Consider the following 17,681-nt stretch of genomic DNA (forward strand, 5'->3'; position numbering starts at 1 on the left):
AGCTCAAAGCACCTGCCGGCAGGGGCAGGCGTCAACACATAGGTCATGCAGGCATCAGGACTAACTGCCTTCAGCAGAAGAAGGCTGGGAAACGGGCGGTCAAGACGGCCGGACGGACGTATTACTTTTTGCCCTTGGGGTTGTCGCCCTCGGGGCGCAGGCCCTCATAGATTTCCTTGCAGGTGGGGCACACCGGGAACTTCTGCGGATCCCGGCCCGGGGTCCAGACCTTGCCGCACAGGGCAATAACCGGCTCGCCGGACAGCGCGGACTCCATGATTTTTTCCTTGCGCACGTAGTGGGCAAAGCGTTCGCTGTCACCGGGCTCCAGCTCTTCACGCAGTTCTTCGCGCTCGATGGTGGCCGTGGAGGTCCCGTTGTCATCCAGGCGGCGGGGATCGTTCTCGAAAGGATCTGGGGGCAGGCTCATGGACACCATCTTAGTACCCGGCACCTACTTGTTGACGGAGACCTGCTGCAGCAGTTCCGGACCCCGCGCGTCCAGCCAGCGGCCACCTACACGGATCCCGGCAACCAGCAGCCCGCCGCCCAGCACCAGCCCTGCGGCCAGTGTCACAACACCCCAGAGCGTACTGCCGGTAACCACCGCGGCACCCGCTGGTGCCAGCACCGGCAGCAGCAGGGCGAACAGGACCATGCTGAAGACGCCCTGGACCAGCAGGGACCGACCGGTGGACCCCGGCGGTGTCTTGAAGGCGTTTTCACCCGGCAGCGGCACGTTGTAGGTGTACCGCGCAGAAACGACGCTGGACACGCCCAAGCCCGCCAGCAGCGCGCCCAGCCCCACGCCCAGGGACGGCAGCACCAGCTCCGGCCGGCCGGTCAGGAACCCGGGCAGCACCGCCGCCAGGAGAACCGCCGGCACGGCAAACACGGCGCAGGCGAGGGCGCGGCCTGCCCGGTCCGCCCGGCCGCTCACGCCGGTGGACAGGTGCAGGGCAAAGGCGGTGTTGTCGTACGCGACGTCGGCGTGGAGCGAAAAGCCCAGTAGGAACCCGATCAGCGGAGCAAGCAGCAAGGTCACCAGCCAGGTGCCGTTGCCCTCGTAGCTGTTGGATCCGAAGACCAGGACCACGGCCAGCAGCGGCACAACCAGCAGCGAAGCGCTGTACCGCGGGTCGCGCAGCCAGTAGATCATGGCCCGGGCGGCAACAGCGCCGGACGGCGTGCCCGGGAACCGGGCGAACAATCCCAGCCCGCCGGCTTTGCCCCGGGCCGCTGCGGCCTGCGGCGGGTTGACCAGGGCGCGCTGCAGCAGCAGCTTCCAGGCCACTACCAGCGCCGCCAGGAAGGCTATAGCGATGAGGGCCTTGGCGGCCGCGGCGCCGTAGTTGCCCAGGGCCACGTCGCCGGGCACGGACCACACGGCTCCGAGCGGTGTCCAGGACAGGCCGGACGCCAGGCGGACAAGGAAGTCCCCGCTGGAGGCAATGCCCTCCCCCACAGCGGAAATGATGGGACCCAGCAGGACCAGCGGGATGATCAGGAGCATCGTGCTCGCTTCGCGGAACCGGCGCGAACCGGTCAGGGACACCGCTGCAGAAACCGTGACGCGCGCTGCAACCAGGCAGGTGAACAACGCGGCCGCGGCCATCACCAGTGCTGCGGCCAGGGCGGCCGGTGAACGGTACCAGCTCAATGCCTGTGCCAGTACGGCCAACGCCGTGGCGGCGCCGGGGATGCCGATGAGCCCGCCCACGGCCAGCCCCGCCAGCAGCTGCCGCATGGGAACGGCGTACGTGGTAAAGCGGGCCGGATCCAGGGTCAGATCCAGCCCGGAAAAAACGACCGGAATGAGCGCCCAGCCAAGGATGGCGGCGGAACCGGCAAGCACGACGGCGGTGCGCGCCAGTGCCGGGTCCGCGCCGACCACGAACAGTGCGGCCAGCAGGAAGGCCAGCAGCCCCAGGGCGTAAAGGGCGCCGAGGATGATCCCTACCAGCTGCCACGGGCTGCGGTGCAGCGAGTTGCGCAGCAGCAGCAGCTTCAGTCTCAGAAGGTGCGCAACCATTCCAGCCCCTCCGAGTGTGTACGGCCTCCCACGAGGGAAACAAAACGTTCTTCCAGGCTGGTGCCTCCGCGTACTTCATCCACGGTGCCCGCCGCCAGCAGGTTTCCGTTGGCCACCACCGCAACGTGGTCGCACATCCGCTGGACCAGGTCCATCACATGGCTGGACACAATTACGGTTCCGCCGGAGGAGACGTAACCGGAGAGGATGTCGCGGATGTTGGCGGCGGAGACCGGATCCACCGCCTCGAAAGGTTCGTCCAGGACCAGCAGCCGCGGTGCGTGGATAAGCGCGGAAGCAAGCGCCACCTTTTTGGTCATGCCCGCGGAGTAGTCCACCACCAGCTTGCCTGCATCCGCGGTGAGGTCCATCGCGGCCAGCAGGTCCTTGGTGCGCGAAGCCACCGTGTCCCGGTCCATGCCGCGCAGCAGGCCGGCGTAGGCCACCAGCTGCTCGCCGGTCAGCCGGTCGAAGAGCCGCACGCCGTCCGGCAGGATGCCCATCAGCCGCTTGGCTTCCAGGGGGTGGGCCCATACATCGGTGCCGTGCACCGCCGCAGTGCCCTGGTCCGGGCGGAGGAGCCCGGTGGCCAGGGACAGCATGGTGGTTTTGCCGGCGCCGTTGGGGCCCACCAGCCCGTAGAACGAACCGGCGGGCACGTCCAGGCTGATGCCGTTCACGGCCACCTTGCCGCCGAATCTTTTCGCGAGGCCACGCACCGCCAGGGCGGGGGCCGGTCCTGGTGTTTGGGTCATGGGACCAGATTAACGCCGGGACGGGCCGGAGTGCTCCGCACAAAGGACCAGATTCACGCCCGTGTCCCCGGGGGAGGCTCCCTCCCGGGGACTACCTGCGCCGGCTGATCTGGATGCACCGGGCGGGCGGCGTGCCCTAGAAGCCGCCGGGCCGGGCGGCCCGCTCATACTGGGGCACCCAGGGCAGCTTCGCGTCCAGCTCGGCCGCGGCTCGCATCCACCAATGCGGGTCGCGCAGGGCGGCCCGGGCAATCAGGACGGCATCCGCCGAGCCGGCCTGCAGCACCTGCTCGGCCTGCGCGCCGGTGTCAATAAGCCCGACGGCGGCCGTGGGAACGGACGCTCCGCGGCGGACGGCCTCCGCGTATTCCACCTGGTAGTTCGGTCCTACGGGAATAGCGGCACCCGGAACCGCTCCGCCGGTGGAAACGTCGATGAGGTCCACTCCGTGTTCCCGCGCCTGCCGGGACAGGACCACCGAAGATTCAGCATCCACTCCCCCGGGCATCCAGTCCGTGGCAGAGATTCGCAGCAGCAGGGGCATGGACTCGGGGATGACCGCCCGCACCGCGTCAATGACCGCCAGGGTCAGCCGGTTGCGTCCGTCTTCACTGCCGCCCCATGCATCGGTGCGTGTGTTGACCAGCGGGCTGAGGAACTGGTGCAGGAGGTAGCCGTGTGCACCGTGGATTTCGATGGTGTCGAAGCCGGCGTCCACCGCGCGGACCGCTGCGTCGGCGAAATCGGAGATGACCCGGCGGATGCCGGCCTCGTCCAGCTCGGCGGGAGGGGCGTAGGTACCGAACGGGTCCGCTGTGGGACCCACCGTCTGCCAACCGCCGTCCCCGAGAGGAACGCTGCCGTGCCCGGCCGCAAAGGGAGCATAGGTGGAGGCCTTCCGGCCAGCGTGTGCCAATTGGATGCCGATGCGTGCGTCCACGGCACCGTGCCGGTGCACGAAGTCGGTGATGCGGCGCCAGCCTGCAGCCTGCTCGTCATTCCATATGCCGGCATCCTGCGGACTGATCCGGCCCTCCGGACTGACGGCAGCAGCTTCGGTGATAATCAGGGCTGCACCGCCGGCGGCAAAGGAACCCAGGTGCATCAGGTGCCAGTCATTGGGCACACCCGGCGCGTTGGCGGGGTCCGCGGGATTCACGGCGTCAGCTGAGTACTGGCACATGGCGGCGACCCAGCCGCGGTGGGCCAGCTCCAAACCGCGCAGGGTGATCGGGTCAAAAAGCGATGGTGTATCCACGGAAAAAGCGCCCCTCCTAGAACAGTGCCCGGGCGAGGGCGGAACGGGCCTTAGTGACCCGCGGATCGGATACACCCACTACTTCGAAGAGATCCAGCAGCCGCAGCCGGGCTGTCTCCCGGTCCTCGCCGCGCACCCGCCCGATTAGGCCGGTGATGCGCCGGAAGGCGTCCTCAACGTGCCCGCCGGCAATGTCCAGGTCCGCCACGGCCAGCTGGGCCTGCACATTGTCGGGCTCCTCTGCACCTGCACGGCGGATCCCGTCGGCGTCCACCCCGCGCAGGCGGGCCATCAGCTCCACTTGTGCCAGGCCGGCCTTGGCTTCTGCGTCGGCAGGCTGCTCTGCCAGCGCCTTGCGGTAGGCGGCCGCGGCGGCGTCATAGTCCTCGGCATTGATGGCGTCGAAGGCTTCCTGGTGCAGCGGAGGCAGCGGGGCCTCTTCGGCCGGCGTTTCAGGGGCAGCCCCGTCCAGGGCGCCGTTGACGCCGTTGGTAGCGGCAACCTGCATCAGTTCGGCAACGACGGCGCGGATCTGTTCTTCGGGCAGGGCCCGGTCGAACAGGGGCACCGGCTGGCCCTTGAGCACGGCTGCGACGGTGGGAACCGCAATAGCCTGGAAGGCCTGGGCAATCTGCGGATAGGCGTCAACGTCAACGCGGGCAAGCAGCATCCTGCCGTTCTGCTCGACGGCGACGGCGGCCAGGACCGCTGAAACATTCTGCGACTCGGCGCTGGCATGCGAATACAGGTCGATGACCACCGGCACATCAGCGGAAAGCTGCACCACCTGCGGGAAGGTCTGCTCCGAAACCTCCACAACAAAGGGTGAGGAAGCGGGCGCGGCTCCAGCTGCCGGGCCGGAGCCAGGGGCGGCGGCTGCCGCAGCGGGCGGGGCGGCGGAACGGGCCTTGAGGGCGGAGAGGTCGACTGCACCCCGCAGGTTCACAGGTGAGGGGGCCGCCGGCGACGGGCGGTGGTTCGGTGTGCTCATTTCTTCACCTTATTACGCCGCGCCCCGTCACCGGCAAGCCCGTGCCCGCATCCCTGCCGGCGGCGCGGGGCTTGCCCCGGATCCCTTGCGCTCCGCCGCCTCCGCAGCTACTTCAGGGTTGCGCCCAACAGCTGCTGGGCGGCACCCACCACCTGCGCCTGGCTGTTGCTCCCGGCGGCAGGAACGTAGACCATCACCGCTTCACCGTGGCGCACGTCAATGCCTGCATCGGTGTTGGCCTGGCCGGTGAGCGACTGGTACACGGTCCCTTCCAAGTTGATCGAGTCGCCGGCTTCCTTGGGGGTGCTGGAGAACGTGTTGGCGAGGTAGCCGAAAACGATGGCCCCGCCGTCGGCCGTGCGCAGCGCGTGCGTAGCCGAGGGCTCGGCAGTGTGCGTAAACGTGTTCGTGGCGAACTCGTTCTTGGGGTCGGTCTTGACCTGTTCCTGGAACTTCACTACGTCCTCGGTGAACCGGTTTCCGGCGAATGTTGCCTTGTTGTCGCCCTGGGGGTTGGTCAGCGAATCGGCGAGGGCGGCCACGGCCTGCTGCGGGCTCATCAGGAGACCGTTGGCGGAATCGGCCGGAATCTGGTCAGCGCCGGTTCCGGCGGCAGGGGGCTGAGGGAACGTGCTCGCCGGAAGCATCTGGACGGCTGATACAAGCTTGTAGTTCTCGCGTGCCGAGGCCTGGACCAGCAGGAGCGCCTGCGGCACAGGGTTGGCCTCGCCCTGGGTGACGGCGACGATGGTCCGGGGCCAGCTGTCGGTGGCGGCAACTGACTGGGTCCGCAGAGTCTGCGCAGCCACCGGAACCGGAGCTTCGTGATCGGCAGCCTTCGCAGCCACCGCATAGTTCGCCTCGCGCAGGGCATAGGCGGAGCCGCCGACGCGGGGTGCCAGTGCGTTCGCGTCCTTCGCCGCATCGCCGGCCTCAACGGTGCCGGCGACGTCGGCAAGGATGCGTTCCAGCTGCGAATCCAGCACAACCGGGCGGGTGCCTGCTGAACCCTCTTCCGCCAACGCGGGGGCGGGGGTGGCCACAAGTACCAGCGCCGCGGCGGCAGCTGCCGCCATGGCCGGACGACGGCGTGCGGGGGCATGGGCGGTGAAAGCAGAGGTGGAGCTGGGTGACTTTTCGGCGGGAACAGAACGGTTGTCCGGGCCGGCGCTGCGGCGGCCGCCGCGGCGCGGGGTGTCACCGCTGCGCAGGAAGCCCAGGGCAAGGCCGAGGACCGCCAGCAGTGCACCGAGCACAATCAGCGGAACGGCAAGCGGCCGGCTGGCGTCACTTTCCCAGGTCAGCGTCACGTCGCCGGGAGCAGCAGCGGTGCCGTCGGTGGCCAGCAGGATCTCCCAATCGCCCGCAGCCGGCGCCTTCCAGTCATAGGACAGCTCGCCCTCCCCTGCTTCCTCTACTACCCAGAGGTCGGAACCGGCAGGATTCGGGGTCTTCGCCTCGCCCTGTTCGGAGGCTGCGGCCAGCTCGTCGCCGTCTGCGGCTTCCAGCCGGTTGGCGGCGGCTTCGCCTACCCACGCTTCGACGTCGTTGGCCCGGCCAACCGCCAAGGTGAAGGGGGCATCCTGGCGGACCGTGATTTCCACGCCGTCCGGATAGCCGGCCAGCAGTTCCGCGTCGAGGACGGTCACCGGTGCTTTGGCGTCGCTGACGGCAGCGGACGCCGATTCGGTCTCCGGGGGCGCCCAAATGGTGCGCTGCCCAATGCCTACCAGCATCAGCAACACCCCAAGGACGATCAGCGGAACTGCAAATTTGTTTCGCACAACTTACCTATCTTCAGTCAACGACATCTCTGGGCGGCCGCATCCCTGCCCCGGGCAGGCGGGAGCGGGGCCTCATATACGGTGGCCCCGGCGCGGCGGTTTATTAGTTGTCCTGGCACTTTATAACCCAATGGTAACGAAATCCCGTTCCACCTCCCATTCGCGCCGCCGGCGCCCGCTGCTGTCCGGGTGCGGGGATGCCGCCGAGGATGCGGGAGGAACGGACCGCAAAGGGCCACGGCTGATAGGGTTTCGCAACGTACCAAGAGGCAAAAACAGCAGAGGGAGAGCGTACGCAAATGAGCGAGAACGAGGACGTGCCTGTCCACGCACCGCTCCCCGGACCGGCTGCGAAGGGACCCCGCACGGCAAACCCCGATTCAACGGAGACCGGCGGTACCCGCGGGGCAGCGGGGCGGACGCGGATGCCCGGGTTCCTCTCCACGGCATCGGACCGGGTGCGGTACAGCCTGCGCCACGGAGTGCCGGGCGCCCGGCCCCGGCGGCGCTTCGAGTTTCCGCCGGAGGAAACGCCCGAAGTCGTAGTGGATCCAGAGGTCCGGCTGCCGGATGAACGCCTGAGCATCAGCGGTGCCGAGCATGCCGAACCCGACGTCCACAGCCTGCGTACCCATCCCATTTACTTCGGCTTTATGCTCACCGTGGGCGTGGGGCTGGCCCTGCTGCTGTACTTCGTCATCACCAACGTGGGCGAGTTGCTGGTGTGGATCGGGGCCGCGCTCTTCATTGCCCTGGGGCTGGACCCGGTGGTCCGCTGGCTCGCGGCCCGGCGCATCCCCCGTCCCGCAGGCATCGCCATCACGGTGCTGGTGCTGGCCGGCGTCGTCGCCGCCTTCTTCGCAACACTGATTCCCACAATCGTCAGCCAGACCTCGGAAATTATTTCCAAGGCGCCGGGCTACGTCGATAACTTCCTGGCCTCGGACTTCTTCATTAACATTGACCGGCAGTTCAAGGTACGTGACCGGATCGACGAGGAGGTCACGAAGTTCTTCTCGAACGGTGATGCCGTGGGCGGGGTGTTCGGCGGGGTCCTCAGCGTTGGCACCGTGATTGCCAACGGCCTGTTCGGCGCGTTGATCATCCTGGTCCTGACCCTGTATTTCCTGGCCTCCCTGCCCTCCATGAAGAAGTGGGCCTACCGGCTCGCCCCGCGCAGCCGCCGCCGGCGGGTGGAAGCCCTGTCCGAGGAAATCACCGGCAGCGTGGGCAACTACGTGATTGGCCAGGGATTCGTAGCCCTCCTCGACGCCACCTACGCGTTCATTGTGATGACGATTACCGGGGTACCGTTCTCGGTGCTGCTCGCGTTCCTGGTGGCGCTGCTGGCCTTCATCCCGCTGGTGGGTCCGCCCATCGCGCTGGTCCTGGTGTCACTGGTGGCACTGACCGTGGGGTGGCAGACGGCTGTCGTGTTCGCCATCCTGTACATGGCCTACCTGCAGTTCGAAGCGTATTTTGTTTCGCCGCGGGTGATGCAGCGCGCCGTGGCGGTGCCCGGGGCGGTGGCCGTCATCGCGGTGATCGCCGGCGGCACCCTGCTGGGCGTCCTCGGCGCACTCATCGCCATTCCCACTGCGGCTGCGATCCTGCTGCTGCTCAAGGAAGTCTTTATCGCCCGCCAGGACCACCACTAGTATCGGCGGCGGATCCGCCAGCAGTGGCTGTGCCAGTGCCGGCGGCCCTCCACTGCCGCCTGCCGGCCCAGCAGCGAGTCCTCCTGCCAGACCACCAGGTGCGGAGTTCCGGGCGGAATGACCTGCCCGCAGCCGGGGCACCGATAGTCCTTGGCAGCGTTCTTGGCGGTGATCTGCCGCACGGACCATTCTCCGTCGGGGCCGCTCTCATGGTGCGGAATTCCGGCGCGGGTACGCTCCAGATCCATGTCCGGGGCCGCAGCGGCCCACTTGCGCCGGGCATTCCTTCCGGCGGGGCTGCCGGCGGCGGGCGCGCGGCGGGGACGGTTGGAACGGGGCATGTAAGTCATTTTGCCGCAGATGAGCCGGTAAAGTGCAACTGTGCGTTTAGTAATAGCCCGCTGCTCCGTTGACTACGTCGGCCGCCTCCGTGCCCATTTGCCCCTGGCCGTAAGGCTCCTGATGGTCAAGGCCGACGGTTCCGTCCTGATCCATTCCGACGGCGGCTCCTACAAGCCGCTGAACTGGATGAGCCCTCCGGCCACCATGCGCAGCGTGGAACCGGACGATACGGATGCCGAAGCCGGTGTCACGGAAGTATGGAACGTCCAGAGCGCCAAGACCGACGACCGCCTGGTGATCAGCATCCATGAGCGGTTCTCCGACGTTTCCCATGACCTGGGCGTTGACCCCGGACTCATCAAGGACGGCGTGGAAGCGGACCTGCAGCGGCTGCTGGCCGAACAGATCAACCGCCTGGGCGAGGGCTACACCCTCATCCGCCGCGAGTACATGACGGCCATCGGTCCCGTGGACATCCTGGCCCGCGATTCCTCCGGTGCCACGGTGGCCGTGGAGCTCAAGCGCCGCGGCGACATCGACGGCGTCGAGCAGCTGACCCGCTACCTTGAACTGCTCAACCGGGATCCGCTGCTGGCTCCGGTCAAGGGGATCTTCGCCGCCCAGCAGATCAAGCCGCAGGCCCGGGTGCTGGCCGAAGACCGGGGCATCTCCTGCCTGACCCTGGACTACGATGCCATGCGCGGAGTGGATGACCGGGACTCCCGTCTTTTCTGAGCCTGCAGTTGCGCTGCTGCCCCGCCGGCTCAGGGCATGCCTAGAATCGGTGCATGACTCCTACTGCGCCTTCCGCCACCCGCGGCTATCTCCGGGGCACCGTCCTCACTCCCGACGAGCCGGTTTCCGACGGCGTGCTGGCCTTCGAGGGCGACCGGATTGTGTATGCCGGACCAGCGTCCGGATTTGATGACGCCGGGTGGCCGGACCCGGTGGCGGTCCCCCCTGGTGCGCTGATCATTCCCGGCCTCGTGGACCTGCACTGCCACGGCGCCCTGGGCTCCGACTTCGCCACCGCCGGCCCCGACGGGATCCGGCAGGCGGTATCCTTCCTGCACGCCTCGGGGACCACTTCCCTGCTGGCCAGCATGGTCACCGGATCCCGCCAGTCCCTCCTGGCGGCCGCGGAGCGGCTGGGCGCCCTGGCCCGCGAGGGGCTCATTGCGGGCATCCACGCCGAGGGGCCCTTCCTCTCGCCGGTGCGCCGGGGTGCGCAGGACCCCGAGTACCTGCTCGCTCCCGATCCGGATTTCGTGGATGCGCTGGTAGAGGCTTCCGACAGTGAGCTGGTGACCATGACCTACGCTCCGGAGCTTCCAGGGGCCGAGGACCTGGTGGACCGGCTCATCCTGCGGGGCGTCACCCCCTCCCTGGGCCACACCGACGCCGACGACGCCACCGCCGCGGCGTCGCTTGCGTGGGCCCGTGACGAGATGGACGAGGCCGGGTTTGACGGCTACGCACCCCGCCCCACCGTGACGCACCTGTTCAACGGAATGCCGCCGCTCCACCACCGCTCCCCCGGGCCTGCCACTGCCTGCCTGCGGGCCGCACGGAAGGGCGACGCCGTGGTCGAGGTAATTGCCGACGGCGTGCACATGGACCCGGCCATGGTGCGGACCGTCTTCGAGCTGGCAGGCGCCGGCAACATAGCCCTGGTCAGTGATGCCATTGCAGCTACCGGTCTGCAGGACGGCAGCTACCGGCTGGGCAACCTGGCCGTGGAAGTCCGTGCCGGTACCGCCCGCCTGGCCGGGGGTGGATCAATTGCCGGCGGCACGGCCACCCTGCTGCAGTGCCTGCAGCGGACCGTGGCTGCGGGCGTGCCGCTGCACGACGCCGTGCGCGCCGCAGCCGAGGTGCCTGCCGACGTGCTCCGGCTGGCGGACGAGGTTGGCGCACTTCGCCGGGGACTGCGCGCCGACGCACTGGTGCTTACACCCGATCTTCAGCTGCACGCGGTGCTGCGGCTCGGCTCCTGGCTGGACGCCCCGGAAACTCCGAAAACTGGGAAAAATAGTTGAAAATATTTCGTTTCCGGCATTGACCCCGGAAATCGGTTATGCCACTCTATTACCAAGTCTTTGTGTAGGTGTATTTCATGCTCGCAAGACCGTTGCGAGCGAGAAGCTCCTCAAGGAACTGCTGAACGGCAAGAACTTGGGCTTTCTTGCTTCAGTAACATAACCCGGCACGAAGCGTGCAGGTAAGTTCCATTTATGAGGAGAAACAATGGCTCAGGGTACCGTCAAATGGTTTAACGCCGAAAAGGGCTTCGGCTTCATCACCCCGGACGACTCCGACGGCGACGTCTTCGTCCACTACTCCGAAATCCAGACCAACGGATTCAAGACCCTCGACGAGAACCAGCGCGTTTCCTTTGAAATCGGCCAGGGCGCCAAGGGCCCCCAGGCCACCGGCGTCACCGCCCTCTAAGGACCGCGTCCCCTTCGGGACAACAGTTTTGCAGAAAACGTAAAAGCCCCCGGCAGCTGCCGGGGGCTTTTACGTTTTCGAGGATTCGTCCTTTATCCGCGGCGGCGCACCACATTGGCGCCCAGGCCGCGAAGGTTTTCCATAAAGTTCTCATAGCCGCGGTCGATATGCTCCACGCCGCGCACCTCGGTAGTTCCGTCTGCCGCAAGACCGGCAATAACCAGCGCAGCTCCGGCACGAATGTCATTGGCGACAACCGGCGCAGCGGAAAGCATCGGCACGCCCTGGATAAGGGCGTGGTGGCCGTCCAGCCGGACCACTGCCCCCAACCGGGCCAATTCCGACGTAAAGCCCCAGCGCGCTTCAAACACATTCTCCGTCACCATTCCCGAACCGGCTGACACCGCGTTCAGGGCCACCACAAACGGTTGCAGATCGGTGGGGAAACCCGGATAAGGCAGGGTCGATACATTGATCGGTTCCGGCGTGGCCGGACCCTTCACGGAGAACCAGTCCTCCCCCGTGCTGACCTCGCAGCCGGCCTGGACCAGTTTGTCCAGCACCACGGCCAGAGCCGATGCATCTGCGGACCGTACTTCGATTTCGCCCCCGGTGATCGCCGCCGCAAACGCCCACGTTCCGGCAACAATCCGGTCCGGCACGGTGCGGTGGACCACAGGATGCAGTGCGTCGACGCCCTCGATGACCAGCGTGTTGGTACCCACGCCGGTGATCCGGGCACCCATCGCATTGAGCATCTGCGCAATGTCACTGATCTCCGGTTCGCGCGCAGCGTTGTCGATCACCGTGCGTCCGCGGGCCAGGGTGGCTGCCATCATCAGGTTTTCCGTGGCACCCACGCTGGGGAAGTCCAGGATGTGAGCCGCGCCATGCAGGCCTTCCGGCACCGACGCCACCAGGTAGCCGTGGTCTATCCCGATCGAGGCGCCCATCAGCTCGAGTCCGGAACGGTGCATGTCCAGTCCGCGGGAACCGATGGCGTCGCCGCCGGGCAACGCCACCTCGGCGCGCCGGCACCGGGCCACCAGCGGGCCAAGTACGGAAATGGAGGCCCGCATGGCACGGACCAGGTCATAGTCGGCCTGGTGGCCCAGCTCCCGGGGCACATCCACCGCCACGGACGCGGCGTCGACGTCGTAGTCCACTGTGCAGCCCAGCCGGCGCAGCAATTCGGCCATGATCCAGACGTCCTGGATGTTGGGCACGTTGGTGATGACCGACCGCCCCTGCGCGAGCAGGGTTGCGGCCATCAATTTCAGGACGCTGTTCTTCGCGCCGGGAACAGTGACGGCGCCGCGCAGGGTGGACGGACCGGTAACAACAATGACGTCTTCCATTACTCCATTCTAGGTGGAGCCGGCGCACCGTCCGGGCCGCCAACAGTGCCCGGACAGCACAAAAGGCACAGGGGAATCCCTGTGCCTTTGATGCTTGGGCTTTGGCCGGCCGGTGCTACCGCCAGGTGCCGATGCCAACTACGGGGCCGGCTTCGATCCAGGACGACAGTCCGGTGTAGGCCTCATAGTTCATGGCCACCAGGACAGCGCTGCCCTCGTAATTCAGCCGTACCACTACGGCGCCCGGCTGGATGCGTGCGCGCTCGGCCTCGGTGGGTTCGCGCCAGCCGCCCATTTCCAGCGAACTGCGCAGGAAACGGTAGGGCGGGCGCGGACTCAGTGATACGAGCCGCAGCCACTCCAAGTGGGTGTCCGTATAACGGCAAACCCCCATCCGCCACCCGCCGGGCGGGAAGCAGATGGAGGCATCAAGAGTCCCCAGGGTGCGCCGCAGCTGACTGCGGCGCACCCAGAAAAGCAGTACTGCGAGGACAAGCAGCCCGAACAGGGCAGCCAGCGCAATGAACACGTAAGAACCGTCCATTGGTGGGGGTCAGCGGATCCCGGCGGTTGCTTCGTTGGTCACCTTCGCATTGTCGGCCACAATGACCACGCGGTTGTTGTCCACGGAGAAGAAACCACCGTCGACGCTCACCTCAATGCGGGAGCCGGAAACCGGCTCAATGGCCAGTCCACCCTCAGCAAGGATAGCCAGCACCGGCGAGTGGCCGGGAAGGATCCCGATCTCGCCGTCGCTGGTGCGGGCCTTGACCATCTTCGCCGCACCGGACCACACGAAGTGGTCGGCTGCGACAATCTCAACCTGGAGTTCAGCAGTGTCCGCCATGGGGCTCACTTCCCGGTCTGCTCTTGGATCTTCGCCCACTGACGCTCGACATCATCCATGCCGCCGACGTTGAAGAAGGCCTGCTCGGCGATGTGGTCCACGTCGCCGTCGCAGATGGCCTTGAAGCCCTCGATGGTGTCCTTGACGGAAACCGTGGAGCCTTCGACGCCGGTGAACTGCTTGGCGGTGTAGGTGTTCTGCGAGAGGAACTGCTGGATACGGCGTGCACGCGACACGACGATCTTGTCCTCTTCAGAGAGTTCGTCGACACCGAGGATGGCGATGATGTCCTGCAGTTCCTTGTTCTTCTGGAGGATCTGCTTGACGCGGATAGCCGTGTCGTAGTGCGCCTGGCCGACGTACTGCGGGTCGAGGATGCGCGACGTCGAGGTCAGCGGATCCACGGCCGGGTACAGGCCGCGGGATGCGATTTCACGGGAAAGTTCCGTGGTCGCGTCCAGGTGGGCGAACGTGGTGGCCGGGGCCGGGTCGGTGTAGTCGTCAGCAGGGACATAAATGGCCTGCATGGACGTGATCGAGTGACCCTTGGTGGACGTGATGCGCTCCTGCAGCAGACCCATCTCGTCAGCCAGGTTCGGCTGGTAGCCCACGGCGGAAGGCATGCGGCCGAGAAGAGTGGAAACCTCGGAACCTGCCTGCGTGAAGCGGAAGATGTTGTCGATAAAGAGCAGCACGTCCTGGTTCTGCACATCGCGGAAGTATTCCGCCATGGTCAGGCCGGAGAGGGCCACGCGAAGGCGCGTTCCCGGCGGCTCATCCATCTGGCCGAATACAAGGGCCGTGTCCTTCAGGACGCCTGCCTCTTCCATTTCAACCCAGAGGTCGTTGCCTTCACGGGTACGCTCGCCAACACCGGCGAATACCGAGGTACCGCCGAAGTTGCGAGCAACACGGGTGATCATTTCCTGGATCAGAACGGTCTTGCCGACGCCGGCGCCGCCGAACAGGCCGATCTTGCCGCCCTTGATGTACGGGGTCAGGAGGTCGATCACCTTGATGCCGGTTTCCAGCATCTCGGTGGAGCCCTCGAGGTCCGCGAAGTTCGGTGCCTTGCGGTGGATCGGCCAGCGCTCGGAGATTTCCAGCTTGTCAGCCGGAACGTCCAGGGGCTCGCCCAGCACGTTGAAGATGTGGCCCTTGACGCCGTCGCCTACGGGCACGGAGATGGGGGCACCGGTGTCGACCACGGCTGCGCCGCGGACCAGGCCGTCAGTGGCCTGCAGGGAGATTGCACGGATGAGGTTGTCGCCCAGGTGCTGGGAGGTCTCAAAGGTGATGGTGCGGGTTTCGCCGTTGACCGTCAGTTCGGTGGTCAGGGCGTTGTAGATGGTGGGGATTGCGTCAGCCGGGAATTCGACGTCGACAACCGGGCCAATGACACGGGCGATACGGCCTGTGGCGCCCGGTGCTACGGAGGTTGCTCCGTGCTCGGCAGTTTGGGCAGTCATCTCTCTCACTTCACTCAGTTAGATGGCGTGTGGACTAAGTTTTGTTTTGCGTTGGAGCTTCTTGCGGCGGTTGCTGCTGGTTAGGACGCGCTGAGCGCGTCTGCTCCGGCGACAATCTCCGAAAGCTCCTGGGTGATTTCAGCCTGACGGGCGTTGTTGCGAAGTCGCGTGTACTTCTTGATCAGGTCCGTGGCGTTATCCCCTGCGGCCTTCATGGCGCGCTGGCGGGCGGCAAGCTCGGAAGCTGCGGCCTGGAGCATGGCTGCGAAGATGCGCGACTCGATGTAGCGCGGCAGCAGTGCGTCCAGGACCTTTTCCGGCTCGGGCTCGTATTCGTAGAGAGGCAGGAACTCAGCGGTTGACTGGGCTTCTTCCTCTACTACCTCCAGCGGCAGCAGTCGGATGACCGCAGGTTCCTGAATAACCATGGACTTGAAGCGCGTGTACACGATGTGGATTTCGTCCACGCCGCCGTCTTCGTAGGCCGTATTGAAGTCATCGAGGAGTGCCTTGCCGATTTCTCGGGCTGTTTCGAACTCGGGTGCGTCGGTACCGCCGGTCCAAACCCGTTCCACGGAACGGTTGCGGAAGTCGTAGTACGCCTGCGCCTTGCGTCCGACAAGGTAGGTCTTAACTTCCTTGCCCTCTTCACGGAGCAATTCATTAAGTGCTTCGCCCTGCTTGAGGACACCGGCGGAGTATGATCCGGCAAGACCGCGGTCGGAGGTCATGATGACCACGGCTGCGCGCCGGATCTGCTCCGGTTCGGTGGTCAGCGGATGATCGATCTCCGACTGGGATGCCACAGCAGAAACGGCACGGGTGATCGCATTGGAGTAAGGCAGTGACGCAGCCACACGGGTGCGCGCCTTTCCAATGCGAGAGGCAGCAATCAGCTCCATCGCCTTGAAGATCTTCTGCATCGACGTGGTCGACGCGATCTTCTGGCGGTAGACCCGAATTTGGGCTCCCATACTTTTCCTTTCAGTTCCTAGCGTTCGAACTAGGGGCTAAGGCAAGGGCCAAGGGTCCGCTGCCGGGCGGTGTGCCCGGCAGCGGAGGTCCAAAGCCGTTAGCGCTTCTGCTTGACGATCTTTTCCTGGTCTACGGCTTCCCCGTCCAAGGCGGAGGTTTCTTCGTGGCCGGCGGCAACCATGCGGTTGTCACCTTCGCCGAAGAAGCCCTGCTTGAAGTTGGTGATGAGGGTCTTCATCTCATCAACCGTGGAGTCCTCGAGCTTGTTCGTCTCGGCCAGGACGGTCATGACGGACGAGGAGTGGCGTACGTGCTCCAGGAACTCGGCCTCGAAGCGGCGGACGTCCTCAACGGGAACGTCGTCCAGGTAGCCGTTGGTGCCCATCCAGATCGATACGACCTGGTCTTCCACCGGGTACGGGGCGTACTGGCCCTGCTTGAGCAGTTCCATCAGGCGTGCGCCGCGGGTCAGCTGCTGGCGGGAAGCCGCATCCAGGTCCGAAGCGAACATGGCGAATGCCTGCATGTCGCGGTACTGGGCCAGTTCCAGCTTCAACGTACCGGAGACCTTCTTCATGGCCTTCTGCTGTGCGGCGCCACCAACACGCGACACGGAGATACCGACGTCGACGGCGGGGCGCTGGTTGGCGTTGAAGAGGTCCGACTGGAGGAAGATCTGGCCGTCAGTGATGGAGATGACGTTGGTCGGGATGTAGGCCGAGACGTCATTTGCCTTGGTCTCGATGATCGGCAGGCCGGTCATCGAGCCTGCACCGAGCTCGTCGGAGAGCTTGGCACAACGCTCCAGCAGGCGGGAGTGCAAGTAGAAGACGTCGCCCGGGTAGGCTTCGCGTCCCGGCGGACGGCGCAGCAGCAGCGACACGGCGCGGTAGGCTTCGGCCTGCTTGGAGAGATCATCAAAGATGATCAGGACGTGCTTGCCGCCGTACATCCAGTGCTGGCCGATGGCCGAACCGGCGTACGGTGCCAGGTACTTGAAGCCGGCCGGGTCGGATGCCGGAGAGGCCACAATGGTGGTGTACTCCATGGCGCCCTTGTCTTCCAGCGTGCGCTTGATTTCAGCGACGGTGGAAGCCTTCTGACCGATGGCGACGTAGATGCAGCGAACCTGCTTCTGCACGTCGCCGGAGTCCCAGTTGGCCTTCTGGTTCAGGATGGTGTCCACGGCAATGGCGGTCTTACCCGTCTTGCGGTCACCAATGATCAGCTGGCGCTGTCCGCGGCCGATCGGGATCATGGCGTCGATTGCCTTGAGGCCGGTCTGGAGCGGCTCATGGACCGACTTGCGCTGGGTAACGCCCGGTGCCTGGAGTTCCAGGGCACGGCGTGCCTCGGCCTGGATCGGGCCCAGGTCATCCATGGGCTCGCCCAGCGGGTCGACAACGCGGCCCAGGAAGGCATCGCCTACGGGTACGGACAGGACTTCACCGGTGCGGTGAACTTCCTGGCCTTCTTCGATACCGGCAAAGTCGCCAAGTACAACGACACCGATTTCACGGGTGTCAAGGTTCTGGGCCAGGCCCAGCGTGCCGTCCTCGAACCGAAGCAGCTCATTCGCCATAACGGAGGGCAGGCCCTCCACACGGGCAATGCCGTCGCTGGCGGTGGTTACGCGGCCAACTTCAACGCGCTCTGCGTTTCCGGGTTCGTAGGACGCCGCGAATTCATTCAACGCATTACGGACGTCGTCGGCGTTGATGGTCAATTCGGCCATCTGCAGTCCCTGCTCTCCTATGTTGT

17 protein-coding genes are annotated in these 17,681 nt (G+C 65.9%); 4 read left to right on the forward strand and 13 right to left on the reverse strand.

Annotated elements, in window-relative coordinates; all coding sequences use genetic code 11:
* Positions 1-121: 121 nt before the first annotated feature.
* The 6 genes from QNO06_RS11575 to QNO06_RS11600 all read right to left on the reverse strand — a co-directional run bounded on the left by QNO06_RS11575 (position 122) and on the right by QNO06_RS11600 (position 6,820).
* Positions 122-430: a DUF3039 domain-containing protein gene (locus QNO06_RS11575; protein ID WP_227918249.1), complete on the reverse strand. Its 309-nt coding sequence runs from the start codon at positions 428-430 to the stop codon at positions 122-124.
* A gap of 24 nt (positions 431-454) precedes the next feature.
* Positions 455-2,032 (reverse strand): transporter, encoded by a 1,578-nt coding sequence (locus QNO06_RS11580; RefSeq protein WP_227913863.1) that lies wholly within the window; start codon positions 2,030-2,032, stop codon positions 455-457.
* Positions 2,014-2,787, reverse strand: coding sequence for an ABC transporter ATP-binding protein (locus QNO06_RS11585; protein ID WP_227913862.1), 774 nt, complete (start codon positions 2,785-2,787; stop codon positions 2,014-2,016). The genes QNO06_RS11580 and QNO06_RS11585 overlap by 19 nt, the downstream gene beginning before the upstream one ends.
* A 136-nt stretch (positions 2,788-2,923) precedes the next feature.
* A complete protein-coding gene (locus QNO06_RS11590) occupies positions 2,924-4,045 on the reverse strand; it encodes an NADH:flavin oxidoreductase/NADH oxidase (protein ID WP_227913861.1) in 1,122 nt (373 codons plus the stop codon).
* Between the two features lie 16 nt (positions 4,046-4,061).
* Positions 4,062-5,036, reverse strand: a complete 975-nt coding sequence (locus tag QNO06_RS11595) for a co-chaperone YbbN (protein WP_227913860.1) — start codon at positions 5,034-5,036, stop codon at positions 4,062-4,064.
* A 107-nt stretch (positions 5,037-5,143) separates the two neighbouring features.
* Positions 5,144-6,820, reverse strand: coding sequence for a DUF8094 domain-containing protein (locus QNO06_RS11600; protein WP_227913859.1), 1,677 nt, complete (start codon positions 6,818-6,820; stop codon positions 5,144-5,146).
* 299 nt (positions 6,821-7,119) lie between these two features.
* Between QNO06_RS11600 and QNO06_RS11605 the strand changes: the two genes are divergently transcribed.
* Positions 7,120-8,478, forward strand: a complete 1,359-nt coding sequence (locus tag QNO06_RS11605; protein WP_442860184.1) for an AI-2E family transporter — start codon at positions 7,120-7,122, stop codon at positions 8,476-8,478.
* Here the strand turns inward: QNO06_RS11605 and QNO06_RS11610 are convergent.
* A complete protein-coding gene (locus tag QNO06_RS11610; RefSeq protein WP_227913858.1) occupies positions 8,475-8,819 on the reverse strand; it encodes an Rv1322 family protein in 345 nt (114 codons plus the stop codon). The two genes, QNO06_RS11605 and QNO06_RS11610, sit on opposite strands and share 4 nt — an antisense overlap.
* Before the next feature lie 40 nt (positions 8,820-8,859).
* Here QNO06_RS11610 and nucS point away from each other — a divergent pair, with 40 nt between their 5' ends.
* From nucS to QNO06_RS11625, 3 genes are all read left to right on the forward strand, one after another.
* Positions 8,860-9,555 carry an endonuclease NucS gene (gene nucS / locus QNO06_RS11615; RefSeq protein ID WP_227913857.1) on the forward strand — a complete coding sequence of 232 codons (696 nt, stop codon included), beginning with the start codon at positions 8,860-8,862 and terminating at the stop codon, positions 9,553-9,555.
* Between the two features lie 53 nt (positions 9,556-9,608).
* A complete protein-coding gene (locus tag QNO06_RS11620) occupies positions 9,609-10,859 on the forward strand; it encodes an N-acetylglucosamine-6-phosphate deacetylase (RefSeq protein WP_227913856.1) in 1,251 nt (416 codons plus the stop codon).
* Positions 10,860-11,067: 208 nt separating this feature from the next.
* Positions 11,068-11,271 carry a cold-shock protein gene (locus QNO06_RS11625; RefSeq protein WP_146361532.1) on the forward strand — a complete coding sequence of 68 codons (204 nt, stop codon included), beginning with the start codon at positions 11,068-11,070 and terminating at the stop codon, positions 11,269-11,271.
* A 92-nt stretch (positions 11,272-11,363) separates the two neighbouring features.
* Here QNO06_RS11625 and murA read toward each other — a convergent pair whose 3' ends face one another.
* The 6 genes from murA to atpA all read right to left on the reverse strand — a co-directional run bounded on the left by murA (position 11,364) and on the right by atpA (position 17,655).
* A complete protein-coding gene (murA, locus tag QNO06_RS11630) occupies positions 11,364-12,629 on the reverse strand; it encodes a UDP-N-acetylglucosamine 1-carboxyvinyltransferase (protein WP_227913855.1) in 1,266 nt (421 codons plus the stop codon).
* 115 nt (positions 12,630-12,744) lie between these two features.
* On the reverse strand, positions 12,745-13,173 hold the full coding sequence (locus tag QNO06_RS11635; protein WP_227913854.1) for a DUF2550 domain-containing protein: 429 nt from the start codon (positions 13,171-13,173) through the stop codon (positions 12,745-12,747).
* A gap of 9 nt (positions 13,174-13,182) precedes the next feature.
* Positions 13,183-13,476, reverse strand: coding sequence for a F0F1 ATP synthase subunit epsilon (locus tag QNO06_RS11640; protein ID WP_227913853.1), 294 nt, complete (start codon positions 13,474-13,476; stop codon positions 13,183-13,185).
* Positions 13,477-13,481: 5 nt separating this feature from the next.
* Positions 13,482-14,945, reverse strand: a complete 1,464-nt coding sequence (gene atpD, locus QNO06_RS11645) for a F0F1 ATP synthase subunit beta (protein ID WP_227913852.1) — start codon at positions 14,943-14,945, stop codon at positions 13,482-13,484.
* A gap of 80 nt (positions 14,946-15,025) precedes the next feature.
* Positions 15,026-15,919: a F0F1 ATP synthase subunit gamma gene (locus tag QNO06_RS11650; RefSeq protein ID WP_227913851.1), complete on the reverse strand. Its 894-nt coding sequence runs from the start codon at positions 15,917-15,919 to the stop codon at positions 15,026-15,028.
* 98 nt (positions 15,920-16,017) lie between these two features.
* The gene (atpA, locus tag QNO06_RS11655) at positions 16,018-17,655 is read right to left on the reverse strand and encodes a F0F1 ATP synthase subunit alpha (protein WP_227913850.1); all 1,638 of its coding nucleotides are present in this window, start codon (positions 17,653-17,655) and stop codon (positions 16,018-16,020) included.
* Positions 17,656-17,681 lie beyond the last annotated feature (26 nt).

The sequence above is a fragment of the Arthrobacter sp. zg-Y20 genome (assembly GCF_030142075.1).
In the GTDB taxonomy this organism is placed as follows: domain Bacteria; phylum Actinomycetota; class Actinomycetes; order Actinomycetales; family Micrococcaceae; genus Arthrobacter_B.

Bases quoted from the DNA above. Each gene is read 5' to 3' on its own strand.
- QNO06_RS11620 (WP_227913856.1), top strand. From the start codon at position 9,609: ATGACTCCTACTGCGCCTTCCGCCACCCGCGGCTATCTCCGGGGCACC.
- QNO06_RS11650 (WP_227913851.1), bottom strand. From the start codon at position 15,919: ATGGGAGCCCAAATTCGGGTCTACCGCCAGAAGATCGCGTCGACCACG.
- QNO06_RS11595 (WP_227913860.1), bottom strand. From the start codon at position 5,036: ATGAGCACACCGAACCACCGCCCGTCGCCGGCGGCCCCCTCACCTGTG.
- QNO06_RS11635 (WP_227913854.1), bottom strand. From the start codon at position 13,173: ATGGACGGTTCTTACGTGTTCATTGCGCTGGCTGCCCTGTTCGGGCTG.
- QNO06_RS11640 (WP_227913853.1), bottom strand. From the start codon at position 13,476: ATGGCGGACACTGCTGAACTCCAGGTTGAGATTGTCGCAGCCGACCAC.
- murA (WP_227913855.1), bottom strand. From the start codon at position 12,629: ATGGAAGACGTCATTGTTGTTACCGGTCCGTCCACCCTGCGCGGCGCC.
- QNO06_RS11575 (WP_227918249.1), bottom strand. From the start codon at position 430: ATGAGCCTGCCCCCAGATCCTTTCGAGAACGATCCCCGCCGCCTGGAT.
- QNO06_RS11580 (WP_227913863.1), bottom strand. From the start codon at position 2,032: ATGGTTGCGCACCTTCTGAGACTGAAGCTGCTGCTGCTGCGCAACTCG.
- QNO06_RS11625 (WP_146361532.1), top strand. From the start codon at position 11,068: ATGGCTCAGGGTACCGTCAAATGGTTTAACGCCGAAAAGGGCTTCGGC.
- QNO06_RS11610 (WP_227913858.1), bottom strand. From the start codon at position 8,819: ATGCCCCGTTCCAACCGTCCCCGCCGCGCGCCCGCCGCCGGCAGCCCC.
- QNO06_RS11605 (WP_442860184.1), top strand. From the start codon at position 7,120: ATGAGCGAGAACGAGGACGTGCCTGTCCACGCACCGCTCCCCGGACCG.
- QNO06_RS11585 (WP_227913862.1), bottom strand. From the start codon at position 2,787: ATGACCCAAACACCAGGACCGGCCCCCGCCCTGGCGGTGCGTGGCCTC.
- atpA (WP_227913850.1), bottom strand. From the start codon at position 17,655: ATGGCCGAATTGACCATCAACGCCGACGACGTCCGTAATGCGTTGAAT.
- atpD (WP_227913852.1), bottom strand. From the start codon at position 14,945: ATGACTGCCCAAACTGCCGAGCACGGAGCAACCTCCGTAGCACCGGGC.